The sequence below is a fragment of the Bradyrhizobium ferriligni genome, from assembly GCF_056837965.1.
Map to the genome: position 1 here is coordinate 25,494 of NZ_JBXEJO010000033.1, position 25,964 is coordinate 51,457.

Annotated in this window: 17 protein-coding genes and 1 tRNA gene; 6 read left to right on the plus strand and 12 right to left on the minus strand. The window is 61.6% G+C overall.

Annotated features, from left to right (window positions below):
* Window positions 1-271: 271 nt before the first annotated feature.
* The 5 genes from AC1VNY_RS20490 to AC1VNY_RS20510 all read left to right on the plus strand — a co-directional run bounded on the left by AC1VNY_RS20490 (window position 272) and on the right by AC1VNY_RS20510 (window position 5,896).
* Window positions 272-361 (plus strand) — tRNA-Ser (locus AC1VNY_RS20490).
* Between the two features lie 415 nt (window positions 362-776).
* A complete protein-coding gene (locus AC1VNY_RS20495; protein WP_482406544.1) occupies window positions 777-1,781 on the plus strand; it encodes a TAXI family TRAP transporter solute-binding subunit in 1,005 nt (334 codons plus the stop codon).
* Entirely contained in the window at window positions 1,778-2,407 is a 630-nt protein-coding gene (locus AC1VNY_RS20500; protein ID WP_038385703.1) for a hypothetical protein, read from the plus strand. Before AC1VNY_RS20495 ends, AC1VNY_RS20500 begins: the two co-directional genes overlap by 4 nt.
* Window positions 2,408-2,444: 37 nt before the next feature.
* Window positions 2,445-3,059: a DsrE family protein gene (locus AC1VNY_RS20505; protein WP_482406545.1), complete on the plus strand. Its 615-nt coding sequence runs from the start codon at window positions 2,445-2,447 to the stop codon at window positions 3,057-3,059.
* Between the two features lie 134 nt (window positions 3,060-3,193).
* Entirely contained in the window at window positions 3,194-5,896 is a 2,703-nt protein-coding gene (locus tag AC1VNY_RS20510) for a coiled-coil domain-containing protein (protein WP_482406546.1), read from the plus strand.
* 124 nt (window positions 5,897-6,020) lie between these two features.
* On the opposite strand, the gene AC1VNY_RS20515 is transcribed toward AC1VNY_RS20510, so the two are convergent.
* The 8 genes from AC1VNY_RS20515 to AC1VNY_RS20550 all read right to left on the minus strand — a co-directional run bounded on the left by AC1VNY_RS20515 (window position 6,021) and on the right by AC1VNY_RS20550 (window position 18,763).
* A complete protein-coding gene (locus AC1VNY_RS20515; RefSeq protein WP_092079172.1) occupies window positions 6,021-7,448 on the minus strand; it encodes an HlyD family type I secretion periplasmic adaptor subunit in 1,428 nt (475 codons plus the stop codon).
* Window positions 7,435-10,083, minus strand: a complete 2,649-nt coding sequence (locus AC1VNY_RS20520; RefSeq protein WP_482406547.1) for a type I secretion system permease/ATPase — start codon at window positions 10,081-10,083, stop codon at window positions 7,435-7,437. The genes AC1VNY_RS20515 and AC1VNY_RS20520 overlap by 14 nt, the downstream gene beginning before the upstream one ends.
* Window positions 10,084-10,661: 578 nt before the next feature.
* Window positions 10,662-12,107 (minus strand): hypothetical protein, encoded by a 1,446-nt coding sequence (locus tag AC1VNY_RS20525; protein WP_482406548.1) that lies wholly within the window; start codon window positions 12,105-12,107, stop codon window positions 10,662-10,664.
* 371 nt (window positions 12,108-12,478) lie between these two features.
* Entirely contained in the window at window positions 12,479-13,693 is a 1,215-nt protein-coding gene (locus AC1VNY_RS20530; RefSeq protein ID WP_482406549.1) for a glycoside hydrolase family 5 protein, read from the minus strand.
* A 64-nt stretch (window positions 13,694-13,757) separates the two neighbouring features.
* Window positions 13,758-15,017 carry an O-antigen ligase family protein gene (locus tag AC1VNY_RS20535; protein WP_482406550.1) on the minus strand — a complete coding sequence of 420 codons (1,260 nt, stop codon included), beginning with the start codon at window positions 15,015-15,017 and terminating at the stop codon, window positions 13,758-13,760.
* A gap of 183 nt (window positions 15,018-15,200) precedes the next feature.
* Window positions 15,201-16,382 (minus strand): glycosyltransferase family 4 protein, encoded by a 1,182-nt coding sequence (locus tag AC1VNY_RS20540; RefSeq protein ID WP_482406551.1) that lies wholly within the window; start codon window positions 16,380-16,382, stop codon window positions 15,201-15,203.
* A gap of 17 nt (window positions 16,383-16,399) precedes the next feature.
* Window positions 16,400-17,533, minus strand: a complete 1,134-nt coding sequence (locus AC1VNY_RS20545; protein ID WP_038385697.1) for a radical SAM protein — start codon at window positions 17,531-17,533, stop codon at window positions 16,400-16,402.
* Between the two features lie 9 nt (window positions 17,534-17,542).
* The gene (locus AC1VNY_RS20550; RefSeq protein WP_482406552.1) at window positions 17,543-18,763 is read right to left on the minus strand and encodes a glycosyltransferase family 4 protein; all 1,221 of its coding nucleotides are present in this window, start codon (window positions 18,761-18,763) and stop codon (window positions 17,543-17,545) included.
* 336 nt (window positions 18,764-19,099) lie between these two features.
* Between AC1VNY_RS20550 and AC1VNY_RS20555 the strand changes: the two genes are divergently transcribed.
* The gene (locus AC1VNY_RS20555) at window positions 19,100-20,113 is read left to right on the plus strand and encodes a polysaccharide deacetylase family protein (protein ID WP_482406553.1); all 1,014 of its coding nucleotides are present in this window, start codon (window positions 19,100-19,102) and stop codon (window positions 20,111-20,113) included.
* A 115-nt stretch (window positions 20,114-20,228) separates the two neighbouring features.
* On the opposite strand, the gene AC1VNY_RS20560 is transcribed toward AC1VNY_RS20555, so the two are convergent.
* The 4 genes from AC1VNY_RS20560 to AC1VNY_RS20575 all read right to left on the minus strand — a co-directional run bounded on the left by AC1VNY_RS20560 (window position 20,229) and on the right by AC1VNY_RS20575 (window position 25,835).
* On the minus strand, window positions 20,229-21,236 hold the full coding sequence (locus tag AC1VNY_RS20560) for an FkbM family methyltransferase (protein ID WP_482406554.1): 1,008 nt from the start codon (window positions 21,234-21,236) through the stop codon (window positions 20,229-20,231).
* A 17-nt stretch (window positions 21,237-21,253) separates the two neighbouring features.
* Entirely contained in the window at window positions 21,254-22,678 is a 1,425-nt protein-coding gene (locus AC1VNY_RS20565; RefSeq protein ID WP_482406555.1) for an oligosaccharide flippase family protein, read from the minus strand.
* A 389-nt stretch (window positions 22,679-23,067) separates the two neighbouring features.
* Complete coding sequence (locus tag AC1VNY_RS20570) at window positions 23,068-24,231, minus strand: Wzz/FepE/Etk N-terminal domain-containing protein (RefSeq protein ID WP_482406556.1); 1,164 nt, start codon at window positions 24,229-24,231, stop codon at window positions 23,068-23,070.
* Between the two features lie 122 nt (window positions 24,232-24,353).
* Window positions 24,354-25,835 (minus strand): undecaprenyl-phosphate glucose phosphotransferase, encoded by a 1,482-nt coding sequence (locus tag AC1VNY_RS20575; RefSeq protein ID WP_482406557.1) that lies wholly within the window; start codon window positions 25,833-25,835, stop codon window positions 24,354-24,356.
* Window positions 25,836-25,964: the final 129 nt, after the last annotated feature.

Genomic DNA, 25,964 nt, shown 5'->3' on the forward strand with positions numbered 1-25,964 from the left:
CAGGAGCGATGCGGCCCATAGATTCCGGGCTTGCACCTGCGGCGAGCCTCCGGAATGACGAAGAGGCGGGCTGATCGGATGCATCCATTGATTTGCGCCGGTCCCTGACCGACCGCCGGCCAAAATCGCGCGCGGCCGCGCGCAAGGCGACGGCGCGCGGCCGCCATCGCTATCAATTTACCCAATGTTTTCAATCTGTTGTGGAAATTTCGCGCTCCCGGCCCGCGCTCCCTTGCAAAATCCGCCTCAGCCCTTCAAGAGAGGGCCTCCCGGAGAGATGGCCGAGTGGCTTAAGGCGCACGCTTGGAAAGCGTGTGTGCGGGAAACCGTACCGTGGGTTCGAATCCCACTCTCTCCGCCATTTGATCCTTGCACGCCAAACGACGATTGCGCCCGCTTGCGTTCGCAAGTTGTGCTGAATGCACGCCAACGGCCAGGGCAACAACAGAAGTCGTTCATAAGACCTGGTCGGGGCGGAATGTGAAGAATCGCCGCACCGAAGCCGCCCGTCGTCGGCAGAACGACAACAGCGCGGCAAAACGCCATCGCCGATGCCGGCCGAATTTCAAACCGCGATAGAGCCGTACGAGACGTCGATCCCCCGCGCTGCGGCGCGGGGGCAGGCACAGTGGATAATCCGGAAGGGGTAGGGGGCTCCCCCATGCGGAGAAATAGCGCGCGCCGATGAACTGCATGAAACTACGACAAAATGACCGATCGGCGAGGGCGGAGATCCCATGGGACAGACCGCAAAAAGTGAATTGCAGCCGTTGCGCATGCTGGCGCTGCTGATTCCGCTGCTCACGACCGTTCCGCTGCCCGACGTGGATGCGCAGGCGCAACCTGCTGCATCGCGTCAATTGCGACGTGAGCCACCGCCGCAAAAGCCGCAGGTGACGATGAATGCCTGGACGGTCGGCCTCGCCGGGGGCCTGCTCGAGGGCGCGCCCATTCGTCTCGCGGCGGAAATCGCCCGCGTCGTAGACGAAGGCGACAAGCTGCATGTGTTGCCGGTCGTGACGCGCGGGCCGACAGAGAATGTGAACTCACTGCTGTATTTGCGCGGCATCGATGCCGCCATCATCAATTCCGACGTGCTCGAGGAATACAGAAGCCAGGTGCCGGATATCCAGCAACGGCTGGCTTTCGTGCTGAACCTGTTTCCGTCCGAACTGCATATCTTCGTTCGTCCCGAGATCCAAAGCCTGAGCGATCTCGCCGGCAAGAAGGTGAATTTCAATAATCTGGGTACTGCGGCGGCCTATTCGGGGCCGCTGATCTTCAGCCGCCTTGGCCTCGATGTGGAAAAAACCTTCATTCCTCATCAGGTCGCGCTTGAGCAGATGCGCAAGGGCGAGATGGCCGCGGTCGTCTTCATCACCTCGAAGCCGGTGGATGCTTTCGTGCGCGGCCGCTGGGAGCCGGGATTCAAGTTTCTGCCTGTTCCCTATGACAGGAGGTTCGAAGACTTTTATCTTCCCGCCTCGCTCGAGGCCACGGAGTATCCCAATCTCATCAAGCAGGGCGAGCGCGTCACGACAATCGCAGTGCCGACCGCTCTGGTGGCTTTCAACTTTCCGGCCAAATCGAACCGCTATGAGCGCCTTGCGCGCTTCGTGGAGTATCTGTTCTCGCGGATCGACAAGCTGCAGCAGCCGGGCTTCGACCAAAAGTGGAAGACGATCAATCTCGCCGCGACCGTTCCCGGCCTGACGCGCTTCCCCGCAGCGCAGGCGTGGCTCGATCGCGGGCCGCGCACCGCCGCAAATCCATCGCAATGAGACGCGCGGCGACCTGCGCGGTGGCTGGTGTTTTGCTCGCAAGCGGTATTGCTTCGGCGCAGGCGGCAGGATTTCGTCAGATCGCTCAGCTCCGCGATTGCTCCGCCAAGGAGCGCTCCGAACGGCCGGAGTGCTCCGAGAAGACGCCGCGGGCGTCAGCGCTGCCCCAGGCTAGCCAGGCTAGCAGCTGGGTCGTCAGCCTGACGACTTCACCGCTCGACTATTCACCGGTCGCCACCGCTACGACGTCATCGCGCGACGGTGCCGGCGAAAGCGGAATGACGCTTTCGATTCGCTGCCATGGCGGGCGGAGCGAACTGATCGTTGCCGGATCCCGCGTGTCCGGTCGCGGCGATGGATATGCAATTTCCTACCGTATCAACGACGGTCCGCCGCAGCAGGTCGCGGCAGCCGTGCCTGCGTCCGGGATCGGCGTTGCGTTCGGCGGCGACGTGATTCGCTTGCTGCAGTCCCTTCCGGACGGCGGAGGTCTCAATATTCACCTCGCACCCCGTACCGGACCGGCGCTGGATGCGGTGTTCCCGTTGGGCGGGATGGATGTGGTGCGCGCGAAGATCACCGCTGCGTGCAGGTGGCCACAACCGACCGCAAAACCCAACGGTTAGAGATTTGAATGACGTGTCTTTAACAGGAGAGGCATCCATGCGCGTGTTTCAGCAAATTGCGAAGGTAACCATCATCGGAGCTGCAACGGTGCTGCTGTCCGCTTCATACGCTGCGGCGGAGCAAGGCGGCGGACGGTATTGGACACCGACAACAACGAATCCCACTGCGGACTATCGGCACGTTTCAAAAAAGGTCCAAAGGGTTCATGTCTCGCGCAAGGCGACCACCCACAAGGGGGAACGATCTCCTCTCAACGCGAACGCCCGGCTTCCATCCAACACCAAGTCGCACAACCTGATCCTGCAGGTGAACACGAACGATCCCGCAGCCATGAATCTCGCGCTCAACAACGCAGTCAACGTTGCGCAATACTACAAGGATCTCGGCGAGAAGGTGAAGATCGAGGTGGTCACCTTCGGACCCGGCCTGCACATGCTGCGCGACGATACGTCGCCGGTGAAAGCCCGTCTCGAGGAAATGGCGCTGAGCACGCCGGAGGTCTCGTTCAAGGCCTGCGGCAATACCCAGGAAAAAATGCACAAGGCCGAGAATAAGGACATCCCGATTGTTCGCCAGGCGGAGGTGGTGAAGTCAGGCGTCGTGCGCGTGATGGAACTGCAGGAGAAGGGCTGGTCCTATGTGAAGCCGTGACCTGTGGCCTAACCCGAAAGGGGTGGGTGGGTCCTCCATGCGGGCTGTAGGCTTCGCGCTGCGGTACGGCGCATAATACCGCACCTCAACAGATCGTGTCGCCACGCGACAGGTGATTGCGGATGGGTCCGGTTATGCTCAAGGACAAAGCAGTTGCCGGCCGCGACATCGCAGATGCGTCGCGCCGGCTGCTGCCCAAGACGGGACGGTCCGCGCTGTCGTGGACGACTGCTGCCGTGCTCGCGATGGCGTGCGCGCCGGAAACACGGGCGTCCCCGGATCCGGCGCGCCCATCGACGCAACCGCAGCATTCGGCGGCTGCCCGCAGTCCCGGTTTCATCGAAGCGGCAAGGAACGGCGCTGCCGAAGCCTTGCCGCCGGGTCGAGGTGGCAACGACAGGCCGGTGCAGCTTGCCCAAGCGACAGTCGGCGACCCGGGGCAGGCTTCGAAACGGGAATACAACTGGGCGGAGTCGCTCTCCTGTGAACTGACGAATGCCAGACGTGACATCGAGTTGCTGCAACGTCTCGAGCAGGAGCGCTATCGGGCCGAGTCGCTGGAGCAGAGTCTTGCCGCGGCGCGGCGCGATATCGAGGCCCGAGCCGCGTTGACGGACAAGGCGGCCGACGAGAAGCAAGCCGCGCAGGCCGGCGCGGAGTTGCTGAACTCCCTGCAAGAGACGCGTGAGCGGGCGGAGCACCTGGAGCGGGATCTGGCGGCAGCGCGGCGTGATGTCGAAACCCAGACCGTGCTGGCGACAAGGGCGGGTGAGGAAGCGTCTCGGCTGAAAGCAGCGGCGGAAGGCGGTGTGGCCGATCTGCAACGGGAGCGCGAACGGTCCGCGCGGCTCGAGCAGGATCTCGAGGCATCGCGCCGCAACGTCGAGACCGAGACTGCGCTGGCGGCGAAGGCAGGCGAGGAGGTTTCCCGGCTGAAGGGGATGCGTGAAAGCGGCGCTACGGAGCTGCAGTCGTCCCTGCAAAGGGAGCGCGAGCGGAGCGCGCAGCTGGAGCAGGATTTGGCTGCAGCGCGGCACGATGTCGAGACCCATATGGCGTTGGCGACAACGACAAAGCAAGAAGCTCAGCGGCAGAAGCAGGCAGCGGACGTCGGAGCTGCCGAGCTCAGGCAATCACGCGAACGAGCCGAGGCGCTGGCGCAAGACCTCTCCCTGTCGCGGAGCTCGATCTATGCATACGAAGCCCAAGCCCGCAAATCCGGAGACGAAGCGACGGAGCTCAGGCAGGCGGTTGCAAGCTGCACGGCTTCGGTCAGCAAATTTACACCCGACGAAGGTGAGCGGTTCGCGCGGCTGGAGCGGGATCTTGCGGCTGCCCGCAGCAATGTCGAGACCCAGGCCACGCTGGCGACCAAAGCGGGCGAGGAGATTTCCCGACTGAAGCAGCAAAGCGAAAGCGGAGCGGCCGAGTCGCAGGGCTCCCTGCAAAAGGAGCGAGAGCGGTCCGCAAGGCTGGAGCAGGATCTCGCGGTCGCGCGGCGTGATGTCGAGGCCCAGACCGCACTGGCGGCAAAGGCGGCCGATGAAACCCTGCGGCAGAAGCGGACGGTGGAGGCCGGGGCCGCCGAGCTGCGGGAATCGCGCGCCAAGGCCGACGCGCTGGCACAGGAGCTTTCCCAGACGCGAAGCACGATCTACGCCTTCGAGGCGCAGGCCCGCAAAGCCGGTGAAGAAGCGGCGGAGCTCAGGCAGGCGGCTGTGAGCGGCGCAGCTTCGGTTCACAAATCCACACCGGACGAACGTGAGCGACTCGCGCGGCTGGAGCAGGATCTTGCGGCTGCCCGCAGCGATGTCGAGACGCAGACCGCGCTGGCGGCGAAAGCGAGCGAGGAAGCCGCCCGACTAAAGCGGGAAAGGGAAAGCGGTGCGGCGGAGTTGCAGAACTCACTGCAAGCGGCGCGGGCCGACCGGCTGGAGCAGGATCTCGCGGCAGCGCGACGCGATGTCGCGACCAAGACGGCCCTGGTGACGAAAGCAGACGAGGAAGCGTCCCGGCTGAAGGCGGTGGAGAAGAGCGGCGCGGCCGACCTGCAAAAGGAGCGCGAGCGGTCCGCCCGGCTGGAGCAGGATCTTGCGGCAGCGCGACGTGATATCGAGAGCAAGGCCGTGCTCGTGACCGAAGCGGGCAAAGAAACGTCCCGGCTGCAAGCGGCCGGAAAGAGCAGCGCGGCGGACCTGCAAAAGGAGCGTGAGCGGTCCGCGCGGCTGGAGCAAGATCTGGCGGCAGCGCATCGCGACAGCGAGACCCAGACGGCGCGGGTGGCAAAGGCAGGCGAGGAAATCGTGCTGCAGAAGCAGGCAGCGGAAGCCAGCGCTGCCGAATTGAGGCAATTGCGCGCCAGGGTCGACGTGCAGGCGCAGCACCTCCCTCTGTCGCGGAGCGCAATCCATGCCTATGAGGTCGAGGATCGCAACGCGCACGGTGCTGCGTTGACGACCGGTGCGACCGCGCGCGACAAGTCGATCGAAGTGGCCACCAATCCAGTCGCCGAACAGACACGAGCGGCGCCTGTTCGCGCGGTTGCTCAGCCGGCTCCCGAGCAGGCTGCGGAAGCGGGAGGGTTGGTTGCGCGGGCGAGCTCCTTGCTGCGTCAGGGCGACATAGGCGCGGCGCGGCTTGTCCTCGAGCGCGCCGTGGAAATGGGCAGCGCCCAGGCGAGCTTCGCGTTGGCAGAAACCTACGATCCCCTGATTCTTGCGAAGTGGGGGACTTACGGCACGCGCGGCGACGAGCGCAGGGCGCAAGACCTCTATGCCAAGGCCAACGCCGCGGGAGTCCATGAGGCGAAATCGCGTCTGGAAGCGCTGCGCCGATAGCGCATCTGCCAATCCACCGGCAATTTCACCGCAATCGTCCTAACGACGGGCACCACCGCGATCAGCTTCGCTCTCACGCGAGTGGCGCCTCGCCCGGCCGCAACGTCCGGCGAACAGCTTCGCTTTACCGTTCGCGCAGGGCCTCCTGCCGGTACCGTGCCAGCGGCGAAAGCAGATAGCTGATGATCCTGCGCGTGCCGGTCTTGATTTCGACCGTCACCGCCATGCCCGGCCCGAGCTTGACGAGCTTGTCCTCGATTTGCATGTGCGTCCGGTCGAGCGAAACGCGCGCGGCATATTCCAGCTCCTGACCTTTAGGCTCGCTGCTGCTCTGCGCCGCGCCCAATGTCCGGTCATTGGGGTTGCCCTGTTGCTTTTCGCGCGTGATGGCATCCGTCGACACGCTGAGCACATCGCCATGAAGCAGCCCGTACCGGGTGAAGTTGAACGTATCGACCTTGATCTCCGCCTTCTGGCCGGGATGCACGAAGCCGATGTCGCGGTTCGACAGCATGGCCTCGATCTCGAGCTGGCTCTCGCTCGGGACCACGACGGCCAGCGCCTGAGCGGGCGTCACCACGCCGCCCACCGTATGAACGGCGAGCTGCTGCACGACGCCGTCGACCGGCGCAGTCAAACTCTGCAGCTTCGTTCGCCGATCCGCCTTGACCACCTCCTGGGCGGCGCTCGCAGCCTTCTGCTCGGCCTTCGCAAGGGCATCATAGGTCGCGCGGCGATACTCCGCGGCAGTCTTGTCCTTGGTCTCCTTCAGCAGCGCGATCGCCGCATCGGCTTCGCGCAGCCGGCTCTGCTGCAGGACGAGGTCCTGCTGCATGGCGACCAGCTCCTGATATTCGGAGAGATAGACGACCTTCGACGCCAATGCCTTCTCGACGAGACCCTTGCGGATGTCGACGCGCTCCTTCAGCACCGGGATCGTCGCCTCCAGCTTGTCGACGCTCGCCGATGTGGTCGCTCGTTCCGCCTCCTTCTGCCCCTGCTGGCGCTCGATTTCGGAAAGCTTTGCGCTCTGCTCGGCGCGCTGGCTGATCAGGAACTGGCGATGCATCTCGATTTCGGCCGCACTTGCGTTTTGCGGCGGCCGGAAGGCCGCGAGCGGGTCTGCGGCCAGCGCGGCGCGCAGCCGCGCGACGTCCAGCTCGGCTGCAAGCAGATCGCTCTTCTGCCGCTCCTGGTCGGCTTCCGTCATTGTCGGGTCCAGCTCGATCAGGACGTCGCCGGCCTTGACGCTCTGGCCGTCGCGGACGCGGATGGCGCGGACCACACCCGTCTCGAACGGCTGGATCAACTTGGTGCGCCCGCCCGGCACGATCTTGCCGGTCGCGCTGGCGACGATATCGACGCTGCCGAGCGTCGCCCACAACAGCGCGATGCAGAACGCGGCGATGATGCACGCCCCGATCGCGCGCCCGATCGGCGACGGCGGCGATTCGGCGATCTCGAGCGCCGCCGGCAGAAAGGCGATTTCGTGCTCGCGGCGGCGAGGTTCGCGTCTCGGGAACGCGACGACATTGCGGCTAGCGGACGTCATGGATACCGGCCTGCAGATAATGGAGGTTGGCGTAACGGCCGTTGGTGCGGATCAACTCGTCATGGCTGCCGTCCTCGACGATGCGGCCATGCTCGAGGGTGATGATCCGGCTTGCATTGCGCACCGTCGACAGCCGATGGGCGATGACGAACACGGTCCGTCCGGCGGAAATCCGCCTCATGTTCTGTTGGATCGCGCGCTCGCTTTCGTAATCCAGCGCGCTGGTCGCCTCGTCCAGGATCAGGATGCGTGGATCGGTGATGAGTGCGCGCGCGATTGCGATTCGCTGGCGCTGCCCGCCGGACAGGCTGCTGCCGCGCTCGCCCACGACGGTGTCGTAACCCTCCGGCAGTTCGAGGATGAAGTCGTGGGCGCCGGCTAGCTCCGCCGCTTCGATGACGCGCTCCATCGGCATCGCCGGATCGGCCAGCGCGATGTTGTCGCGGACCGTGCAGTTGAACAGTACGTTCTCCTGCAACACGACACCGATCTGGCGCCGCAGCCAGCTCAGATCGACCATCGCGAGATCGACGCCGTCGACCAGCACGCGTCCGCTCTCGGGGACATAGAGACGCTGGATCAGCTTGGTGATGGTGCTCTTGCCCGAGCCGGATGAACCCACGATGCCGATGACCTGGCCTGGCTCGACGCTGAAGGACACGTCGTGCAGCACCTCGGGGCCGTCGATTCGGTAGCGGAAAGTCGCGTGCTCGAATGTGACCTGCCCGCGGATCGGCGGCAGCGCCGCGCGGGCCGGCGTGAAGCTCGGCTCGGGAATGGTGTTGAGGATGTCGCCGAGACGATCAATCGACAGGCGGGCTTGATGGAAGTCCTGCCAGATCTGTGCGAGCCGCAGAACCGGCGCGCTGACGCGCGCGGCCAGCATGTTGAACGCGACGAGCTCGCCGACAGTCAGGTCCCCGCTGACCACCAGGCGGGCGCCGAAGTAAAGGGTCGCGGCGATGACCAGCTTGTTGATCATCTGGACCGCCTGGCTCGCCGTGTTGTTCAGGCTGAGCACGCGGAAGCTTGCGGATACATAGCCGGCGAGCTGCTCCTCCCAGCGGCGCTGCATCTGCGGCTCGACCGCCATGGCCTTCAGCGTCTCGATACCGGTGACGCTCTCGACCAGGAAGGCCTGGTTCTCGGAGCCGCGATTGAATTTCTCGTCTAGGCGCCGACGGAACAGGGGCGCGGCTCCCGCGGAGATGCCGATGTAGAGCGGAAAGGACGCCAGCACGATCCACGTCAACGTCGTCGAGTAATAGAACATCACCGCAAGGAAGACGACGGTGAACAGCAGATCGATCACCAGCGTGAGCGCCGAGCTGGTCAGGAACTGGCGTATGTTCTCGAGCTCACGGACGCGCGCCACCGAATCGCCGACGCGGCGGGTCTGGAAATAGGCGATCGGCAGCGCCAACAGGTGACGGAACAGCCTGGCGCCGAGCTCGACGTCGATACGGTTTGTCGTATGCGCGAACTGATAGACGCGCAGCGTCTCGAGGACGGCCTCGAATACGGTCAGTACGACAAGCCCGACGACCAGGACGTCGAGCGTGCTCATGCTTCGATGCACGAGCACCTTGTCGATCACCACCTGGAAGAACAGCGGTGAGACAACCGCGAAGATCTGAAGGAAGAACGACGCCGCCAGCACCTCGCCGAGCAGGCGACGATACTTTTGCATGGCGCCGACGAACCAGGAGATATCGAAGCGCCGCGCGAGATCGGTCAGGCTGGCGCGCCGGGCCATAAGGATGATGCCGCCGTCCCAGATGGCCTCGAGTTGGGCCTGGGTGATTGCTTCGGGGCGCGGAGACAGCGGGCGCTGAACGAGAAGCTTGTCGTCGATAACCTTGCCGAGGATCAGGAAGCTGCCGTCGCGCAGCACCGCAATTCCCGGCAGCGGGGTGACGGCAAGCCTGTTCCAGCTCGTCCTCTGCACCTTTGCCTTGAGCCCGAAATCCTTGGCGCAGCGCAGGATTTCAGTAACGCCGAGGCGCGCTGAGCCGATGCGGTGGCGAATTTGACCGGGGTCGGCAGCGATTCCATGGCAACGCAGCAAGATCGCCAGCGCAATGAGCCCGGATTCATCGTCATGCTCGGATTCGACGCCGGCGGCCGGGGATTCGGTGTTTGTGTTTGCCGGATGGATTGCGGCTTCGTCGCGGGGCCCGCGCATCAGGATGCCAGGTCTCGTCGCCGAGAAGCTCTTCGTGAGTCCGTCGCGGGCACGCATCAGGCTCTCGCCGGCGCGGTGCATCAGGCCGGCGCCCAGGTCAAACGAGCGCGTGCGGATGTCGGAAAATGCATGACGTGCGCGCTGTGCGAGGCTCTGTGATCCAGCACAGATCAAACCGCCATCCCAGATCGCTTCGAATTCCGCGCGCGTCATCCGGCTCGGATGCGGCGAGGTCGGGTGCAGCACAAGCGCCACCTGGTCGTCGATCTTGCCCAGCAGCAGAAATCCGCCGTCACGCAGCGAGGCGATTCCGGGCAGCTGGATACCCGCAAGGCGGGTCCAATCCATTGTCCGCGAACGGACTTTGACGCCGAATTCGCGCGCGCAGCGAAGCATCGCGCGAATGCCGATCTCGTCGCTCCCGCAACGATCGCGGAGCTGGTCCGGCACAGTATTCACGCCATGCAGGCGTAGGAACAGAGCTAGCGCGCGAAGCCCTAGATCTGCGGCGGGGGCATTTCCGTTCTGGATCGCCATTCTTACTCAACCCTTCGCGGCTACTCGGCCGCGTTTGTGTTCCTTCTCATGCATTTCCAAAGACTGGGAATTCCAATGCCGCGCATCGACAGAGCATGCGACATACCGCTTGCTTGCAGCCAAAAAGGCGCAAGCAACATCAAAGCACTAGGGCCTCGAACCGCGAGGAGATTTCAAAGCAGTGGGATTTTAGACCTGCCCCCCGACTGCTGAACCGGTTCGTTAATGCGCAAAAATGGCGAAAAAAGTTTCAAATCTTGATTTTTGCACCGGTAAATTGCGCGCAAATTTGCCGCATACCCGAAGCTGTTGCGCCAGCACGCGTTTTGATCGCTCGGAAACAGATGCGGGCGATAAAGCCAACCGAGATAAAGACCCGCGCGTGACAGTCCCTTCGCGGTTACCGTCCGCGATCGACCGCCTGTTTCCAATTCCCAACACGTTGATGGGTACTGCACCCGGGCGCAGAGCCCCCGGGTGCAGTTGCCGGATCAACCTTGAGGTTTGCTCAGGAACGAGTTGTGCGTCCAGCCGGTCCCATTCGACATGGCCGCCGCGATCTGACCACCGTCGACCCGACCGGAGCTACCGGCCAGATACTGGTTCAGCAGCGCAAAGCCCTGGCTTGCCTGGGACGCTCGCGTGCCTTGATCGCCCCAACCGGTCATCTGCGATGCCGTGTTCGCCAGGGTGCCGGTGTTCACGCCCATCTGCTGCTGCCACTGCGCAAAGCCGTGGTTTGCCCAGTTGCCGGTGTTTCCGCCAGTCGAGCTGGACGGCCGGGGATCCGTCACGCGGATCGTCTGCGGGTCCGACGACATCACAGCGCCGGTGGTCGGATCCATAGCGCTCGCGGTCAGCGTGAGGTTCGCGACCGGATGAGCATTGCCCTTGTAGTACGATGTCAGCGTCAGTCCGCTGTCGACCTGCGCGGACGTCAGGGTGATGTTGTTGCCCCTGAGCGTCGTGCCATCGCCGGTCGTGATCGTCTCGTATCGCGGCAGTCCCATGATATTCAGGGTGAGGTTATCGTTAGGGTCGGTCGTTGTAAGAGTCGTCCCCAGGTCGACCTGACCGCCTCTTCCGGCCACCCAGAGCGACTTGTCCGCGACGTCGAGCACCGGTGCAGTCACGCTCGGAGTCGTGGGGGTTGTCGGCGTCGTGGGGTCGGTCGGCGTCGTCGGCTGCGACGGTATCGTCGGGTCGGTCGGCGTCGTAGGCGTCGTCGGTGTTGTGGGCGTCGTCGGCGAAGAGGTGCCCTTCAGCGGAGGCGGCAGATCGGCCTGCAACTGCGCAGACGTCATCGAGGTGAAGTAAAGGGTCTTGTAGCTCGTCGTCAGTTCGACCCAATCGCTCATCCCGGCACCGGGATTGTTGGAGAATCCGTCGACGTATGCGGCTGTTGGGGTCGACCACCAATCAGCTCCCAGATCGGCAACGAGATGCTCGTTCGGATCAGTGGTCCTCATATTGGCCTGGACGTAGACCCCATCGACCGTTCCGGCCGAATAGCTGCCGCGTGAGCCCGGCCAGAAATGGTCGTTGTATCCACTGAGGGGCGCAGCACCCATCGCGCTGCCGTCCGCCTGCCGGGTCACGCTCCAGGAAGTGTTCGTGTTTCCGGAAAAGTCGGCGAGAAACTGAGATCCGGCGATCGGGTCCGTCGCCTGATCTTGCACGAGAACCCAGCCGCCAGTTTTCAGATGCACCCACGTCTGGAAGTCCGCGATCTGAACGTTGGCCGGATTGGAATCGTTGGTTGCCCCGGATTTGGGATAGACCTGTCCCCATCCCGTGACGGAGGTGAAATTGGAGGGCGGGGTGCTGCCTGTATGGCCGGTGCTCCCGCCGTACCAGGAATAGCTTGAGGGGACCCCAAGCGGAAACCCTTCGCTGTTGCCAGGCGTGTTTTGATAGATGACATCGGTCAGCGCCACTTTAGTTCTCCATTGCAGACCAAATTTAAGGACGAGGAATTCCGCTGCCGCGCATCAGAGATGTGCGACAGATTGCATGCTCGCGACTTCAGCCGCGAACAGATTCCGATTCCAAAGAATTGCAGCCTCGAACCGCGAGGAGATTTCAAGCAGTGGGATTTTTGGAAGTTGCCCCCCCGACTGCTGAGTCGGTGGGTTAATAATCAAAGATGGCAAAAAAACTTTCAAAGTGTGATTTATACACACGTATAGCCTGACCGACATTCACTCCACACAGGCGATTTTCCGCTGAAATTTGCCGTGTTGGTCGGTTTCGCGCCACATTTGATTTCTGCAAGGCCGCGTCGGCTCGCCTGGCTCAGCCTACGGTCTCATGGATTGCGCAGACCGAGCGCTGTCAGGAGCTCCGGGATAAATGCGCCGTTGTCGCTGGTGATGCGAAACGACTCATCGAGGTCGTGAACGCACCAGCCAAATCCGTTTTCCTCGACGGCCTGACGCACCGACTGCAACCACGTCGCCCGATCCGATAACGCGGCACCGGTGCGACCGGCGAAGTCGCCAAAACATCCGAACTCGCCGCACATGACGCGCTTGCGATCGACCTTGTTCTTGTCGGACCAGGCGGCGACCTCGCCGACTCTGCGACGGATGAACTCGATACCCTGAGGGACATCGAAATACTGACCTGCGTTGTTGCTCAACTGCTCGACAAGGTAGGTCTTTCGCAACAACGAGGTTTCCTCGTCCGATTTCGCCAGACCCGTCGCTCGCTCGATCACCCGAACGCGGTCGCCGGGTTGTGGGGGAAATTGGAGGCGATGCACATACTTGTTGTAGGACACATTCACGCCCTGAAGCGTGAAGATGAACGGCTCGTAGTAGTGAAACACGAATATTGTATTCGCGTCGAAGGCGTTTACGTCGATCGAGAGCAGACCATCGATGCTCGCGTAGTTCATTCCTGAAAGGATCAGCGTGTGTTTCGGAGCGGCTGATCGCACCGCGTCGTAAAGATGTTTGAGCTGCTCCGCCCAAGCCGTCTTGGCGCTGAAATCCGACGGCGGCGGCGGTTCATTGAACAGCTCCAGCGCGACCGACTGGGGATCATATCTCGCCTGCAACGCCGCTGCGATGCTCGTCTCCACTTCGACAAGACGCAGAAAATGCGGACCTGAGATTCCATCGGTCAACGTCTGAATGTTCCAGTCCGTGTGCTCCGTACTGACGTGAACGTCGAATAGCACCTTCATGCCGGCCTGAAGGACGGCGTCGACCGATCGAAGGACAGTTTCGATGCCTGAGGTCAAATCAGCCTTGGTCTCGAACGCGAGTAGCGGCGCTGGATCGACACAGATGCGCAGGAAGTCGACTCCGCTGGCGGCAATTCTTTCGAGCCGCTGTTTCGGCATCCAGCTGTCCCAGCCCCTACGGATGTTCCAGGGCTCACCCGTCTGCCAATGCGCGAAGGGCTGCTGGATGTTTATGCCGCGCAGACGGTCGTGCGACGACGCGAACGCGACGTCCGACTGGCGATCAAGGGACGGCTCGGCGGTTGGCTGTCCGAAGACCGGCGATCGCGTCACGCCGTACGCAGCCGCGCAGGCGACGGCCCGAAGTGCGTGACGCCGGCTCAATCCAGGTTGAGATCTAGGTGGAGCGCCGTTCTTCCGCGACTGCAAGGTTACGTTCTCCAAATGCTACATCGGCCGGCGAACCGGCGGTCATCAAAAGGTGGCGGAAGGACCATCCGGGGCTTCGTGCGGTGACCGCCTCCGGCTGGGACAGGACGATGAAAACGGTGACGATCAAATGCGAGAACGCCACTGTTTCCCGGTTAAAGCTTTGATCGAGCAATGCAACCAGCGTCACGCCGACAAAGATGGCGACCCAGAAGTGCAGAATTCCGGCTTCCGCTGATTTTTTTCCGAATGTGTTGATGAGCCGTCGCCGGTCGGACATTGCAGCCACCGGAAGGCTGAACCAAAACGCGGCAAAGGAGATCAGGCCTACCATGCCCGTATCGAAGAATATCTCCACGAATTGATTGTGTGCCTGCAGAAGGAACGGACTGTAGAGTGGGGTTTGACCGGGGCCATATCCGATCCATGCTCGTTCCAACCCGAGTGTGGACAGATAGTACCAGTGGTGAATGCGCCAATGGACCGAGGTCACTGCGGTTTGCCAGTCCCACACCACATATTCGCCGTTCATGATGTAGTCCGGAACGGTTTTTAGGTCCGAGAACAACTCTCCAAATGGAGATGCCCACATGAGGATCGCGAATGCTACCGCGAACGCGGGAAGCAGGGCAGGCCTCTGGACAAAAAGGTATACGCTGAGGGCCACCCCGAGCAGCGCGACTCCGGTCCTTGAAGCGGAAAGGACCAGCGCAACAACAAACAGCGAGTACACCGCGAGGTGAAAGTGCTGAATAGGAAGCCGCATTTTCCGGCGCGACAGCTCGCAAACGAAAAAGGTCAGCACGATCTCCAGGCTGTAAGGTACGGGGTGCGAGGAAAGACCCGCCACCCGTTCAAACTTGTCGTATTGCGTGACGAGCTCTGCATGACCGGTCAGGTATTGACCAAGCCCCACCGCGGAAATGACGAACAACAGCCACATGTAAACACGATGGAGGCGCGGGCAAAAATCCGGATGACGATAAAGGGCAGCAAGTAGTGTGACGAACATGATCAGGTGCACGTACCTGAACATCTCGTACAAGGCGGTATACTGGTTGACGATCTTGCCGGCTCCGAAGCCGTTGGTGACAAAAGACAGGATGCAAGCGGCAACAAAGACGGACATGGCTATCAGGAGTACGAACAGTCTTTTATGTATCCTGACATGTCGCGCGTGCCAGGCAGCCACAACACCGATCCCGATGACGGTGAGCGACAGGATCATGGAAAAGCTCGTCCCGGACAGACGGTCGAGGCCGTTGGAGATCGATCGAAAGAACGTATAGATAAGAAAATACAGTAGGAGTGTATTCATCTTGAACGTCGCTTTGGTTCGATCGGTTTGAGGCAATACCTCAACCGCGGGACGGGCATGGCGCGTTGGCCGGCACGCCGCGTGCGCAGCTCGCTAGGCGGTGCTTGGCGGCGCCGTCCGGGATCGCGCATGAGGACCGCCTCGACGAGGCTCGATTGCTTTGCGATAGCATCCGAGAGTGCGCTCTGCGATAGAGCGCCAGTCTTCCCGTTCAGCCAACCAGCTGCGTGTCTTCTCGCGCAGCTCCAACGGCCACGGATTGTGTGCAAACGATGCCAGGCGGTCCGCGAGCCCTGATACATCTCCCACATGAAAATAGTGCGCGTCATTCAATCCGATCTCCAGGTGAGCAGGAATGTCACTGGCCACCACGGGCAAACCGAAGCTCAGAGCTTCCAGCAGCGCGATCGGCAAGCCTTCGTGCGAGGATGGCAAAACGAAAATGCCCGCGTGGGCGTATAGCTCCCGCAGTGCGAGGCCGCACTGGAAGCCCGCCATGATCACCCCAGCGGTTGCCCCGGCGCGCGCCGCAAGCATTTCGGTATACGCGTCTGGATGCTCGGAGGCGCCGACGAACACGAGCTTCCATCCGGTAAGCCTGGCATCGGCAAAGGCCTGAATCAGGTCGGTGTGCCGCTTCTCCGGCACCAGCCGGCCCACCATCAGCACGTATCGTCCCGGCGTAAGCCCAAGCTTCTCCAGCACCGAGGTGCTTACCGGCACGTCAGGCAAGGTGACGCCGTTTGGAATGAGGTCCGAATTCAGGCCGTACTTATCCCGCACCAGCTTTCGGATGGTCTGGGAGATGACGATGCGGCCGTCGGAGAATCGCATTCCCCATGCCTCGCCGGCGCGCAGGGCCATCCTGGCCAATCGGCCCCACTTCTCCCGTTCGTAATCCGGGCCGTGGTGCGTCACGACGACATGCAATCCCAGCAAGCGCGCGAGTGGCGCCATCAAGGCCGGCCCGATGGCCTGGATGTGCAACACGTCCGGCCGCTGCCATGCAGCGACAAGCACTCCGAGGAACGAATGGACGATCGTCTCGAGACCCGAGGTCTTCGGGCACCATACCCGCTGGTAACGCACACCCTGCCACTCGTTGCCGCGATCAGGCGGCATATACGAGGAGCGAACGATCACCTCGACATCGCAGCCCAGTTCCTTGAGATGAGGGCAGAGGTGCTCTGCGTGAACTTCCACTCCTCCCTGCACATTGGGAAATCCACGCAGGCCAAGCATGATCACCCGCAGTACCAGATGATCCGCACTCACTGCACCCTCCTGTCAAATTAGTTGTTCATGAATTCCTTGAGCGGATATCGGGCGTCGACCGTCTCTCTCCCGCGCACCAATCGCGCCTTTTGCTTTTCGTTGAGGAATGACGTTCGCTGGACACGCGGAGTAGGCGCGACGTTGGAATAATCAATGTATTGATCGAAACAGATCGGCCGGCCGAGCTCGACCTTCAGCTTGTTCTTCAGCACCCAGATGAGCGGCCCCATCTTCGGTGCCTGCGGAATCAGCGTTGAGCGCATTGCCGTGCGCGCGGTCGTCACCATCCAGCAGTTTTGTTGGCAAGCGTGAACCTTGGCGACGGAGTTCTTGGCCGTGTCGCTGGCCATGATCTCACTCCAGGACTGGCGCGCCAGGTTGCCCAGCGGCAGGTCTGACCGCACATTGCAGGCCCACACATCGGACCAGGGGTCGATGAATGCGAAATCCGTCCCCGCGCTGCAGCGTATCAACCGCGGGTGGCCGAGGATCTTTTCGATCAGGCCCAAATTCAGATAGGCGCGAAACCAGTTCTTCGGCTTGTTGCTCTTGAGCATCGCAGTGATAAGCCCTTCCACCTGCCGGGCCACCGCGACGCGCTCGTAGAAATAATTGTCGTTCTTGTAGAACTGCCACGCGTTGTGCAGCGTCGAGGTCGCAAGTTCGAACCCCATCGAACGCGCCAGTTCATAGGTTCGAACGAGCTGAGCCACATTCTCGTCCTGGATGACGAAGGCGAATCCCAGGTCTTGCCCGCCTGCCTCCTGCAGCATGCGAAGTCCGGCTACCTTCGTGGCATAGCCGTCCTTCTCGCCGCGGATGCAGTCGCTGGTGGTCGCGTCACCCTCGAGGCTGAAACGAACCTTGATCTTCGGGTGCTTCTTGATGATGGGGAGGAGACGCTCGGGATGCAGGCCGTTCGAGCTGATCTCTATGATTCGGGCCTTGGGGTGGAGCAGGTCCACCATCTCGGCCAGATCCTTCCGCAGAGTCGGTTCTCCGCCGGAGATATTGAGATTATCGAACCCCCCAGGAAGCTTCGCCAGGGTCTCGAGCGTGACCTCTTCCTTTGGATCGGTCGGATTCTTCCAGATGTAACACATCTGGCATCTCGAGTTGCAACGAAACGTGGAGATGACGGTGAGGTCCATTTGCAATCCTCAATGCGATGAATGCCGCTCGCTCACCAGTGATCGGTAGACGGCCATCAGTTCGGTGTTATGCTTCTCGAGAGAGAAGTCCGCTTCGACGCGACTTCTTCCCGCTGCTCCCATGCCTGCACGGCGTGCGGCGTCGCTCATCAGGCAATCGAGGTGACGTCGAAGCTCGTCCGTATTGCCGGGCTCAAACAAAAGCCCGGTCACGCGATCGTCCACCAGCTCCGGAATGCCGCCGACGCGGGTCGCTATGACTGCCTTGCCATAGGCCATCGCCTCCAGCACCGACATCGGGCAGTTCTCGCACCACTCCGAAGGCACAACCACCACGGAAGCCTCGGCGATCGTCTCGTTTAAAGTTTCGCCGGACAGCTGGCCCGCGAAACGCACGTTCCGGGTGAATTGCGCCTTCAAACTATCCGCCAGCGGGCCGGAGCCTGCGATGACGAGAGGCCACCGGCAGTCCGCTGCTTCGTGGGCGCGCAACAGCGTCTCCGCACCTTTTCCAGGCGCGAGCCGGCCGCAATAGAGCACGTATCCCTTGTCCCGATCGCTCGCCGAAATGCCGGTGACATCCACGCCATTGTAGAGCACCTGGACCCGGTCCGCAGCGAACCGCGGCAACACCGACTCCCGCATGAACTGGCTCGGCGCGAGAAAGCGATCCACCTTCTCGTAGCTGCCGAACCAGCGCTGAATGACCGCTTCCATGTAAAGCGTGGCGCTCTGTGCGATCGAGCCGTCAGCGCAGCGGTGCATCAGCACGTGATGGAAATCTCCGGCGAGACACGACGAACATAACCGGTCCTCTCGCATGCGGGTGTGCACCGGGCACACCGGCTTCGAATCGTGCAGTGTCAGCACGACCGGAATCCCGCGCGACTTGGCGACGCCGACAATCGACGGGGTCAGCTGGTGATAGATGTTGTGGCAATGCATCAAGTCCGGCCGGGTCTCCTCGATCAGGGATGCGAGCTTGCTCACGGCTTCGCGCGAGTGAATCAGTGAGAGCGCGCTCTTGATCTTGGCGAGATGGCCGCCGGTCCGGTATTCCTGGCGAGACACGAAGTGATTTGCGTAGCGGGATTCGATGTTCCGCTCGTGCTGCATCGCGAAGTCAATGACGTCTGCCCCGCTGCTCGTCAGGAACATTCTTTCCTGAAGCAGCACTGCCTCTGCGCCACCGTTGTTGAACAGAAACTTGTTGGCGAGCAGTACTTTCATTAGAGCCCTCGACACGCACATCACAAAGGCCGGCATCACCAGTGGCCGGTGCACTCTGTGTTCGACGAAAAGCTACCGTGAAAGCAGTTCGATGCAGGCGGCGCATTCAGAGTGGAGGCGATGAAATCTGGGGTACCCAGTAGTGAGTACCAGCGCCGTGGTTGCCAGAGCGACGCGGTTTGTTGATAAATGGAGGGCTGTTTCCCATCGGAAACATTGCTGCATTCACGACGGCAATTTGAGGATGAGCATGGGGAGATCGCACACGCAATCAAATGAGCACCGAAGCCGCTTGGTCGGCTTGCACGCAATCAGCCTGTCCGGTGGTGGCTTCGCGTGAAGCGACTTCTCAGCCGAACCATATTCCATGCGGCTAGTTGGGCGGGATTTGCGCCTGCTTTGCGCAAGGCATTTGCCGGCAGGGCCGCTATCCTGATGTTCCATGAGATTCAGCAGGACTGGCAGTCGGAGCTGAAGACCGGTGCATCGCCTGATTTCCTTGAATACACTCTGAAGTGGCTGCGCCAGCAAGGATGGGAGATCGTCAGTCTCGATGCATGTCTCGAGCGGCTGGCGGCGGATCCGCAACCCCGCCGCTATGCGGTGCTTACCTTCGACGACGGCTACAAGGACAACGTCACGACTGCATTGCCAATCCTTGAGCGAAATAACGCGCCCTTCACCGTCTATGTTCCAACGGGTGCGGTGACGCGAACGATGCAACCGTGGTGGCTGGGCTTGCGCGACCTGTTCCGCTCGAGAGACAGTCTTGCGATCGACGCAATGAACATGCGATTCAGCTGTCGCGATTTTGACGAGAAAGCATCGGCCCTGGAGAAGGTGAGCAACTGGGTCCATGAGGATTACCAACGAGTCGAAATGCTCGCCCCTACGTTCAGCAAGGCCGATCTATCGCTGGAGGCCTTGAACGACACCTATTTCATCAATGAGCGCGAGCTTCAGGCCCTGGCGCGACACCCGCTGGCTTCGATTGGCGGACATACGGAATCGCATCCGGCACTCGCGTGCCTGAGTGCAGCTTCAGCGCGCGCCGAAATGGCGGGTAATCGCACCTATCTGGAGGCATTGCTTCAGCGCCCGGTCCGGCACGTCGCTTTTCCCTACGGCAACTCCAGGGCATGCGGTCCTCGAGAACAAGATCTCGCGGTGGAAGTCGGTTTTTCGACCGCAGTCACAACTCGGCATGGACAGATACCTGATCGCAAGCCGAATCCTTTTGGGCTTCCTCGTATCGCGGTCGGAGGTCCATCCGACGGCAGAATTCCGTTCGAAGGGCGAATGAATGGCGTCCAGTCGGCGGTGGAGATGCTGTTCGGTCGCAGCAATTGATATCGTGCATTCCGATCGCGTCGGAGAGCCGAGTGCACGCGAATTACACGCGAAGCGGGTCGAGCGGCCGGCGATCTCGTGCGCCGGGATCGGCCGCCGACAGCGCTCCACACGATCATGCGTGACTGGCGATTCCTGAGATCCAGCGGTGGAAGCCGGAGCCGGGTGGGCAGGTCGCGAAATTGTAGCCGATTTTGGGGTTCACCTTCAGGCGATCCAGTGTGCCGAGGTCACTGACTCTCGTGACCGCCCCGTCTGCAGCAAGAGAAAACACTGGGAGTCCGAGTGCCTCGAACACATACCTCGTGGTCGCGTGGCTGCGATCCTGGCCATGATCTTCGTAGATGATCAGCGTGTCGCGCTTCAGAACCTGCCGGGCGCCCTTCAGGGCCGCGACCTCCTGGCCCTCGACGTCGAGCTTGATGACGAGCCGATCGCTGTCGGTCAACTGCTGGTCCCTTGCCAGCGCATCGATCGTTATCGACATGACGGGCTCGGTGTGTGACGGACGGCTGCTCTGCGACGTTACGATGTGTCGGGCCGAATGAGGTCCGTCGTCGGAGAAGAACAGGCTGCGACCGTCGTACTCGAACAATGCCCTGCGGCAGATCTCGAAGCGCTGATCATTCGCGTCACGGTTCTGCTCGAGAATTGCAAGCGTCTCCCGTGAAGCCTCGACGGCAATCGCGCGCTTGCGACCCAGCATTTCCGACGTGACGAGAACGGACCAGTATCCGATGTTGGCACCGCAATCGAAGAACGTATAGTCGGTATCCTTCAGCCGCAGCAGAAGCGTCGCTATGTCCGGCTCGTAGGTCATGCCGGGTTGGCCGATGAAGAACGCATTCCAGTAGACGTCGTTCAGCTCGAAGTACAAGCGGCTGCCGTCGGCGAAATGCACGCAAGACAGCTGGGAATGCAGAAGCGGCTTGACCGCCCGCATGGCAAGTCCCATGCCGCGCCCGGTACTCCGCGCAACAACGGTGTGCAGAAGCCTCACCAGGCCCATGGAAAGCCGGCTCCCTGACACCTCGTATTCGAATGTACCCCGGTCCATCAGGTGCCGCCTCCCGTGCGTAAGTCCGATTGCAGCAGCCGCGTCCTCGGATGACAGCGAACGCATTCAACTACCTCCCCAATTCATGTACGCGTGTCCCGACTGCCGCGAACAGGCTGCAGGTCAAGAATGGTGGCGCTGGCTTCCGGCTGTATTGCCTCGGTACGCGGTTCGGATGCGCCTCTCCCCGTTGCGCGCCTGACCAACGCGAGGAGCGCCGTGGTGGCCGTGATATCGATCCCTTCCGCCGAATAAATGTAGGCCGCTGTCCACGCCCTGGTTGCGATGCCTGCACAGGCGCCGGCAACCGCCGCTCCTGTTGTCCCGAAGGCCAAGGTCGCGCCGATCATGGCCAGGATCCCCACCGCCCAAGTGGTCACCACGATGTGCATCGCGGCGCGCTGATGTCCCGTCATGTTCAAGGCGATGGGGCCGATCCCGAAATATGTCGACACCAGCATGCCGATTGCCAGGACCATCAGGACGCTGTAGGCGCGGGTGAAAGTCTCTCCGAACGCCATCAGCGCGAGGTCGCCGCCAAGTGCCAACGTCGCAACGCAGCCGAGGACAGCGACAAACGCACCTAATGATGCTCCCGACGTGACGCGTGTGATTTCCGCATGACGATTCTCATCGAACAGCCGTGCGATAAGGGGCGCCGCGGGAATGCAGAAGGTCGCCAGGAAGAAATCAAGAAGAAGCGCGATCCGGCTGGCAGCGTAGTAATATCCAGCGGCTTCCGGGCCGACCATGACCGAGATGACGACGAGGTCGACCGTGCCGCCCATGATACTGGTGACGCTGGTTACCCAAAACGGTCCCGAACTGGAAAGGACGTCGCCAAGCCGGTCATTGGACCGCCTCACCGCCATGGTGAAAACCTTACATCCCTCCGCGAGATGCCGCAGGTAAATGTTCTGGGCGGCGATCAGCACGACCAGGATTGCAGTTGCAATCAGCAGAACGTCTTGCGCCGGCAGCGGATGGCCATACGTCGCGAAGAGAACGGCGCCCAACAATATGATGAGAAACCGCCACAACACGTCCTTCGACACGAGTGCGAGATTGACGGAGCCGAGCGTGCGCCCTAGCGAGCTCTGCATTTCGATCAAGGACAACGGCAATATCAGCAGCACGCTCGTGGCATATTGCCAGCTTCCGAATATTCCGTCGCGGCCGTGAGCGGCGACGAACGGAAGGAGGGCGATTACGGTCACGGCAACGCTGCCCAGACATGCCACACGAACCCGCTTCGCGACGATCGAGCCGATCTCCGGGTAGTCTTTCCGGGCGGCGATGCTTGGTATTTCCCGCAACACGCGAAATTGCTGACCGACGAGGCCGACCGTGGAGGCGACGAGCGCGAACGTCATCAACGACATGAGCGCACCGTATTCCTCTATGTTCATCATCCGCGCAAAACTTACGCCGAAGAGGAAGGAGACGACGGCGCCCGAGCATCGGTATGCCAAGGCCAGCCATGACTGCCGGAAGACATTGCTGAACATGGTCGCCGGTCCGCCGGACGCTCGGGTAAAGCTCGTCATTGCTCAAGCCAACGTTGGTGGACGCCACGCGGCGCCCGGTAATTGTGATCGAGCTCTTGCCCGGAATTCCCGGTTCGGCGCACCTCGTGGGCGGAGGAGCGGACTGCGCGGAGGCTGAGCGTTCAAAGGCGACTCATTGTCAAATCGACACATTGTCGCAGGGTCGAATATAACCCCACGGCTGCGGAGAGCGTTTGGCCCTTCTGGATTACCCACTCCGGTGGCCGCAGCGGGAAGCATGCTGCCTTCATCGCGATGAAGGCGGTTCGCCGACGCGCACTGTTCGACGGTGACGTACGGGGGCATTTCAATCGAGCTTGCGTATCGCGATCGGGAGCCAATTCATGCGGCTATAAGTCAGGATTGGCCTCCTTGTACGTGTGTTGTTTCTCGACCTTGAACGAACCATCGAAATGGGGCTTGACGCCGCTGGCCTTGAGCCCCTGGACCACTGCAGTTCCTCCGGATGCAGTGCCTGCAGACCTGCGCGCGGGCGCGTGTTCCCGGTCAGACCTGTCGCGCAGCAATCCTATTCCAATCCCCAGAAGCATGCCGCCGAGGATCGCTGATCCAAGTATCAATCGGGCGTTTGGCGAGCTGGCCGTGTAGGGATGAGACACCCCGGTGAGCAGACGAGCCTCGAACACCGGCGCGGATTGCTGCTGCATGGCGTCCATGTAACGCAACATCCGGAGGAAACTGTCATACGTTTTGGCGGCGGCGTCCGCCGTGGCTTCCAGTTCGCGGAGTTCGTCTTGCGTCGTTCCGGTCGATTGCGACGAGGGTGGACCTGCCGCGGCGGTGTTCGCGGGAGCCGCCATGCCAGTCTTGTAATTCGCTACGGCCTTCTTGGCGGCCGACGCCTGGCTGCTCAATTCGTTGACGCGATCCTTGACCCATTTCTCGTTTTGCAGACCCCATTTGTATTTCGCGTCCATCTGCGTCGTAATGTAGGTCTCTACGATGGTGTCCAGGACCTGCGCTGCCCGATCGGGGTCGCCGGAGTTGAAGGCGAGATCGACTATGTAGGTGAGACCGGCGCGCTTCACCGAGAGCTTGCGCGCGAATGCTTCCATCGCATCACGCGTGACGACGTCCGTGTCCGGTCTGCTCCAGCCGAGCAGCCGTGATACCGATCGACTTAAACGGTGCAGGGCGCCGCTGGAGAATTCCCGATCCCCCGCCAAACCGAGCTTCGCGATCGCCGCGCGAGCGACGCTCTCGGACTTCAGGATTGCGACCTGACTTTCGACGGCCGTCGTTGCCGACGCCGTGTCGTTGGAAGAAGCCGTCTTGGCGTCGACGATGAGTTGCGCGGTTGCCGTAAACGTCGGAACGGTGACAACGAGATAGAGCAAGCCGGCGCCAAACATCAGAAAACACGTCAGCAGTATGATCGAGAGGCGGCGGCGCAAAAAGGCGAGGCCCTCCGCTACGAATTCGGCCGGCGAACCGAATTCAGGCGGCATCGGGTCCTGAGGTGCCGAATTGTCTGTTCTGTGGGTTTGCAGCATTTGTCTCGAACCTGCAGTTACTGGTGGCCTACGGAAGCCTCCGCCGATCAAACGGGAACGGGATCGATTGCAATGCCCTTGCGGTCTTGCTGTACGGCGTGCACGCAGCAATCGACATCGCGCTAACAGGCATTCCAATAGACCTTTCTGGAGAAGAGGGTCATGACGATGATCTTGAGATCGAGAAGGAATGACCAATTGTCGATGTAGTACAGGTCGTGTTCGACGCGACGTTGCATCTTCTCCAAGGTGTCGGTTTCGCCGCGATAGCCGTTGACCTGTGCCCAGCCGGTAATGCCGGGCTTGACGTTGTGGCGGCGGGAGAATGACGAAATCAGCCGGGCGAAGCTCTCGTTCTGCGAGGTCGCGTGCGGACGAGGTCCGACGAGTGACATATCGCCGACCAGCACGTTGAAGAGCTGTGGAAGCTCATCGATATTGCTGTGGCGCATGAAGCGTCCCAACCGGGTCACGCGTGGATCGTGCCTGGTCACCTGCTTGAAATTGTCGCCGTCCTCCATCACGGTCATCGATCTGAATTTCAGCACGCGAATAGTCTCGTTGTTGTAGCCGTGCCGCGTCTGACGAAACAGCACCGGCCCGGGGGAATCGAGCTTGATTGCGAGCGGAAGGATGACGAAGAGGGGACTGATGATGATAAGTCCGACAATTGCGGCCGCGATGTCGAAGGCTCGTTTGATTGCCCGGTGGAACGGCGTCAGGGGAGACTGGAAGATGCGCATCGTCACCATGTTGCCGAACTGCGTGATGCGCGACACGGCCATGAGGTCGATTGCACCGACCGGGACGACGTGAACGTCAACCGGGAGCTCTGACAGGGCGCCGGCGAGCGCGAGGGCAGCCGGAACATCCGGCTCCGAAGTCAGAATGACAATGTCATCCGCTCGTAGCGGCCGGCACTCCGCGATCAGTTCTCGGACATGGGATCGCACCTCCGGTGCCGAAGCGCCAGTGCGAAAGGTCGGCAACTCGAACGAGCGAATGGTCCGGATTCCGGTGGCGCTCACTCGTCCGGAAAAATTCAGGCAGTGGCTCGGTTCACCTATGAGGATGACGCGCCTGGCGTCGATCAGTCCGGATGCGATGGCAGGTTGCAGCAACGAGAAGCAAATTGCCCGCGCGAAGAGCACCATGACGATGACGCTTGCTGCCTGGGCCATCACGGTCGCGCGCGAGTAGCCGTCCGAGATCTTGAGAAGAAATATCGTCGAGATGAAGAAGGAGAATACGAAGAAGACGGCGCTGACGCCGCTCCACATGAAGATGTGCCGGGGCTGCGTCTGGATCCGCGAATATTGCCGCAGCCCAACGGATACGAGCAGCTGCAACGTGGCAATCAGAATGGATTCCAGGATGTATTTTGGAGTGTCCGGATAGTCGAGCTGAAGGACCAGTCGGTAATAGAGGACGGCGGCGGCAAAAGCCCCAACAGCTACGAGGAGGAACTCGGCGCCCGCCGCCAATACCAGCAAGGCGGCCAATCGATTCTTGCCAACGTCAGCCGGAATTGCCTTGCGGCCAGTGACCGAATGCGCCGAACGCTCGGTAGGAGCCGGCGAATTGGTGAAAGACGCATAACTCACCGGTTACTCCCAAGCAGTCCGTCAAGCAGTCCGTCCCCCTGACAAAAACAATAGCATTCGGGTCAGGAGGCGGACTGGCAATAAATGGGTAGCCGGGAGTAACTACGATGGTCAGTTGAGCCGAGGCGC

Bases quoted from the DNA above. Each gene is read 5' to 3' on its own strand.
- AC1VNY_RS20535 (WP_482406550.1), bottom strand. From the start codon at position 15,017: ATGATCCTGTCGCTCACCGTCATCGGGATCGGTGTTGTGGCTGCCTGG.
- AC1VNY_RS20550 (WP_482406552.1), bottom strand. From the start codon at position 18,763: ATGAAAGTACTGCTCGCCAACAAGTTTCTGTTCAACAACGGTGGCGCA.
- AC1VNY_RS20560 (WP_482406554.1), bottom strand. From the start codon at position 21,236: ATGCGTTCGCTGTCATCCGAGGACGCGGCTGCTGCAATCGGACTTACG.
- AC1VNY_RS20570 (WP_482406556.1), bottom strand. From the start codon at position 24,231: ATGCTGCAAACCCACAGAACAGACAATTCGGCACCTCAGGACCCGATG.
- AC1VNY_RS20505 (WP_482406545.1), top strand. From the start codon at position 2,445: ATGCGCGTGTTTCAGCAAATTGCGAAGGTAACCATCATCGGAGCTGCA.
- AC1VNY_RS20495 (WP_482406544.1), top strand. From the start codon at position 777: ATGCTGGCGCTGCTGATTCCGCTGCTCACGACCGTTCCGCTGCCCGAC.
- AC1VNY_RS20515 (WP_092079172.1), bottom strand. From the start codon at position 7,448: ATGACGTCCGCTAGCCGCAATGTCGTCGCGTTCCCGAGACGCGAACCT.
- AC1VNY_RS20565 (WP_482406555.1), bottom strand. From the start codon at position 22,678: ATGTTCAGCAATGTCTTCCGGCAGTCATGGCTGGCCTTGGCATACCGA.
- AC1VNY_RS20545 (WP_038385697.1), bottom strand. From the start codon at position 17,533: ATGGACCTCACCGTCATCTCCACGTTTCGTTGCAACTCGAGATGCCAG.
- AC1VNY_RS20510 (WP_482406546.1), top strand. From the start codon at position 3,194: ATGCTCAAGGACAAAGCAGTTGCCGGCCGCGACATCGCAGATGCGTCG.
- AC1VNY_RS20500 (WP_038385703.1), top strand. From the start codon at position 1,778: ATGAGACGCGCGGCGACCTGCGCGGTGGCTGGTGTTTTGCTCGCAAGC.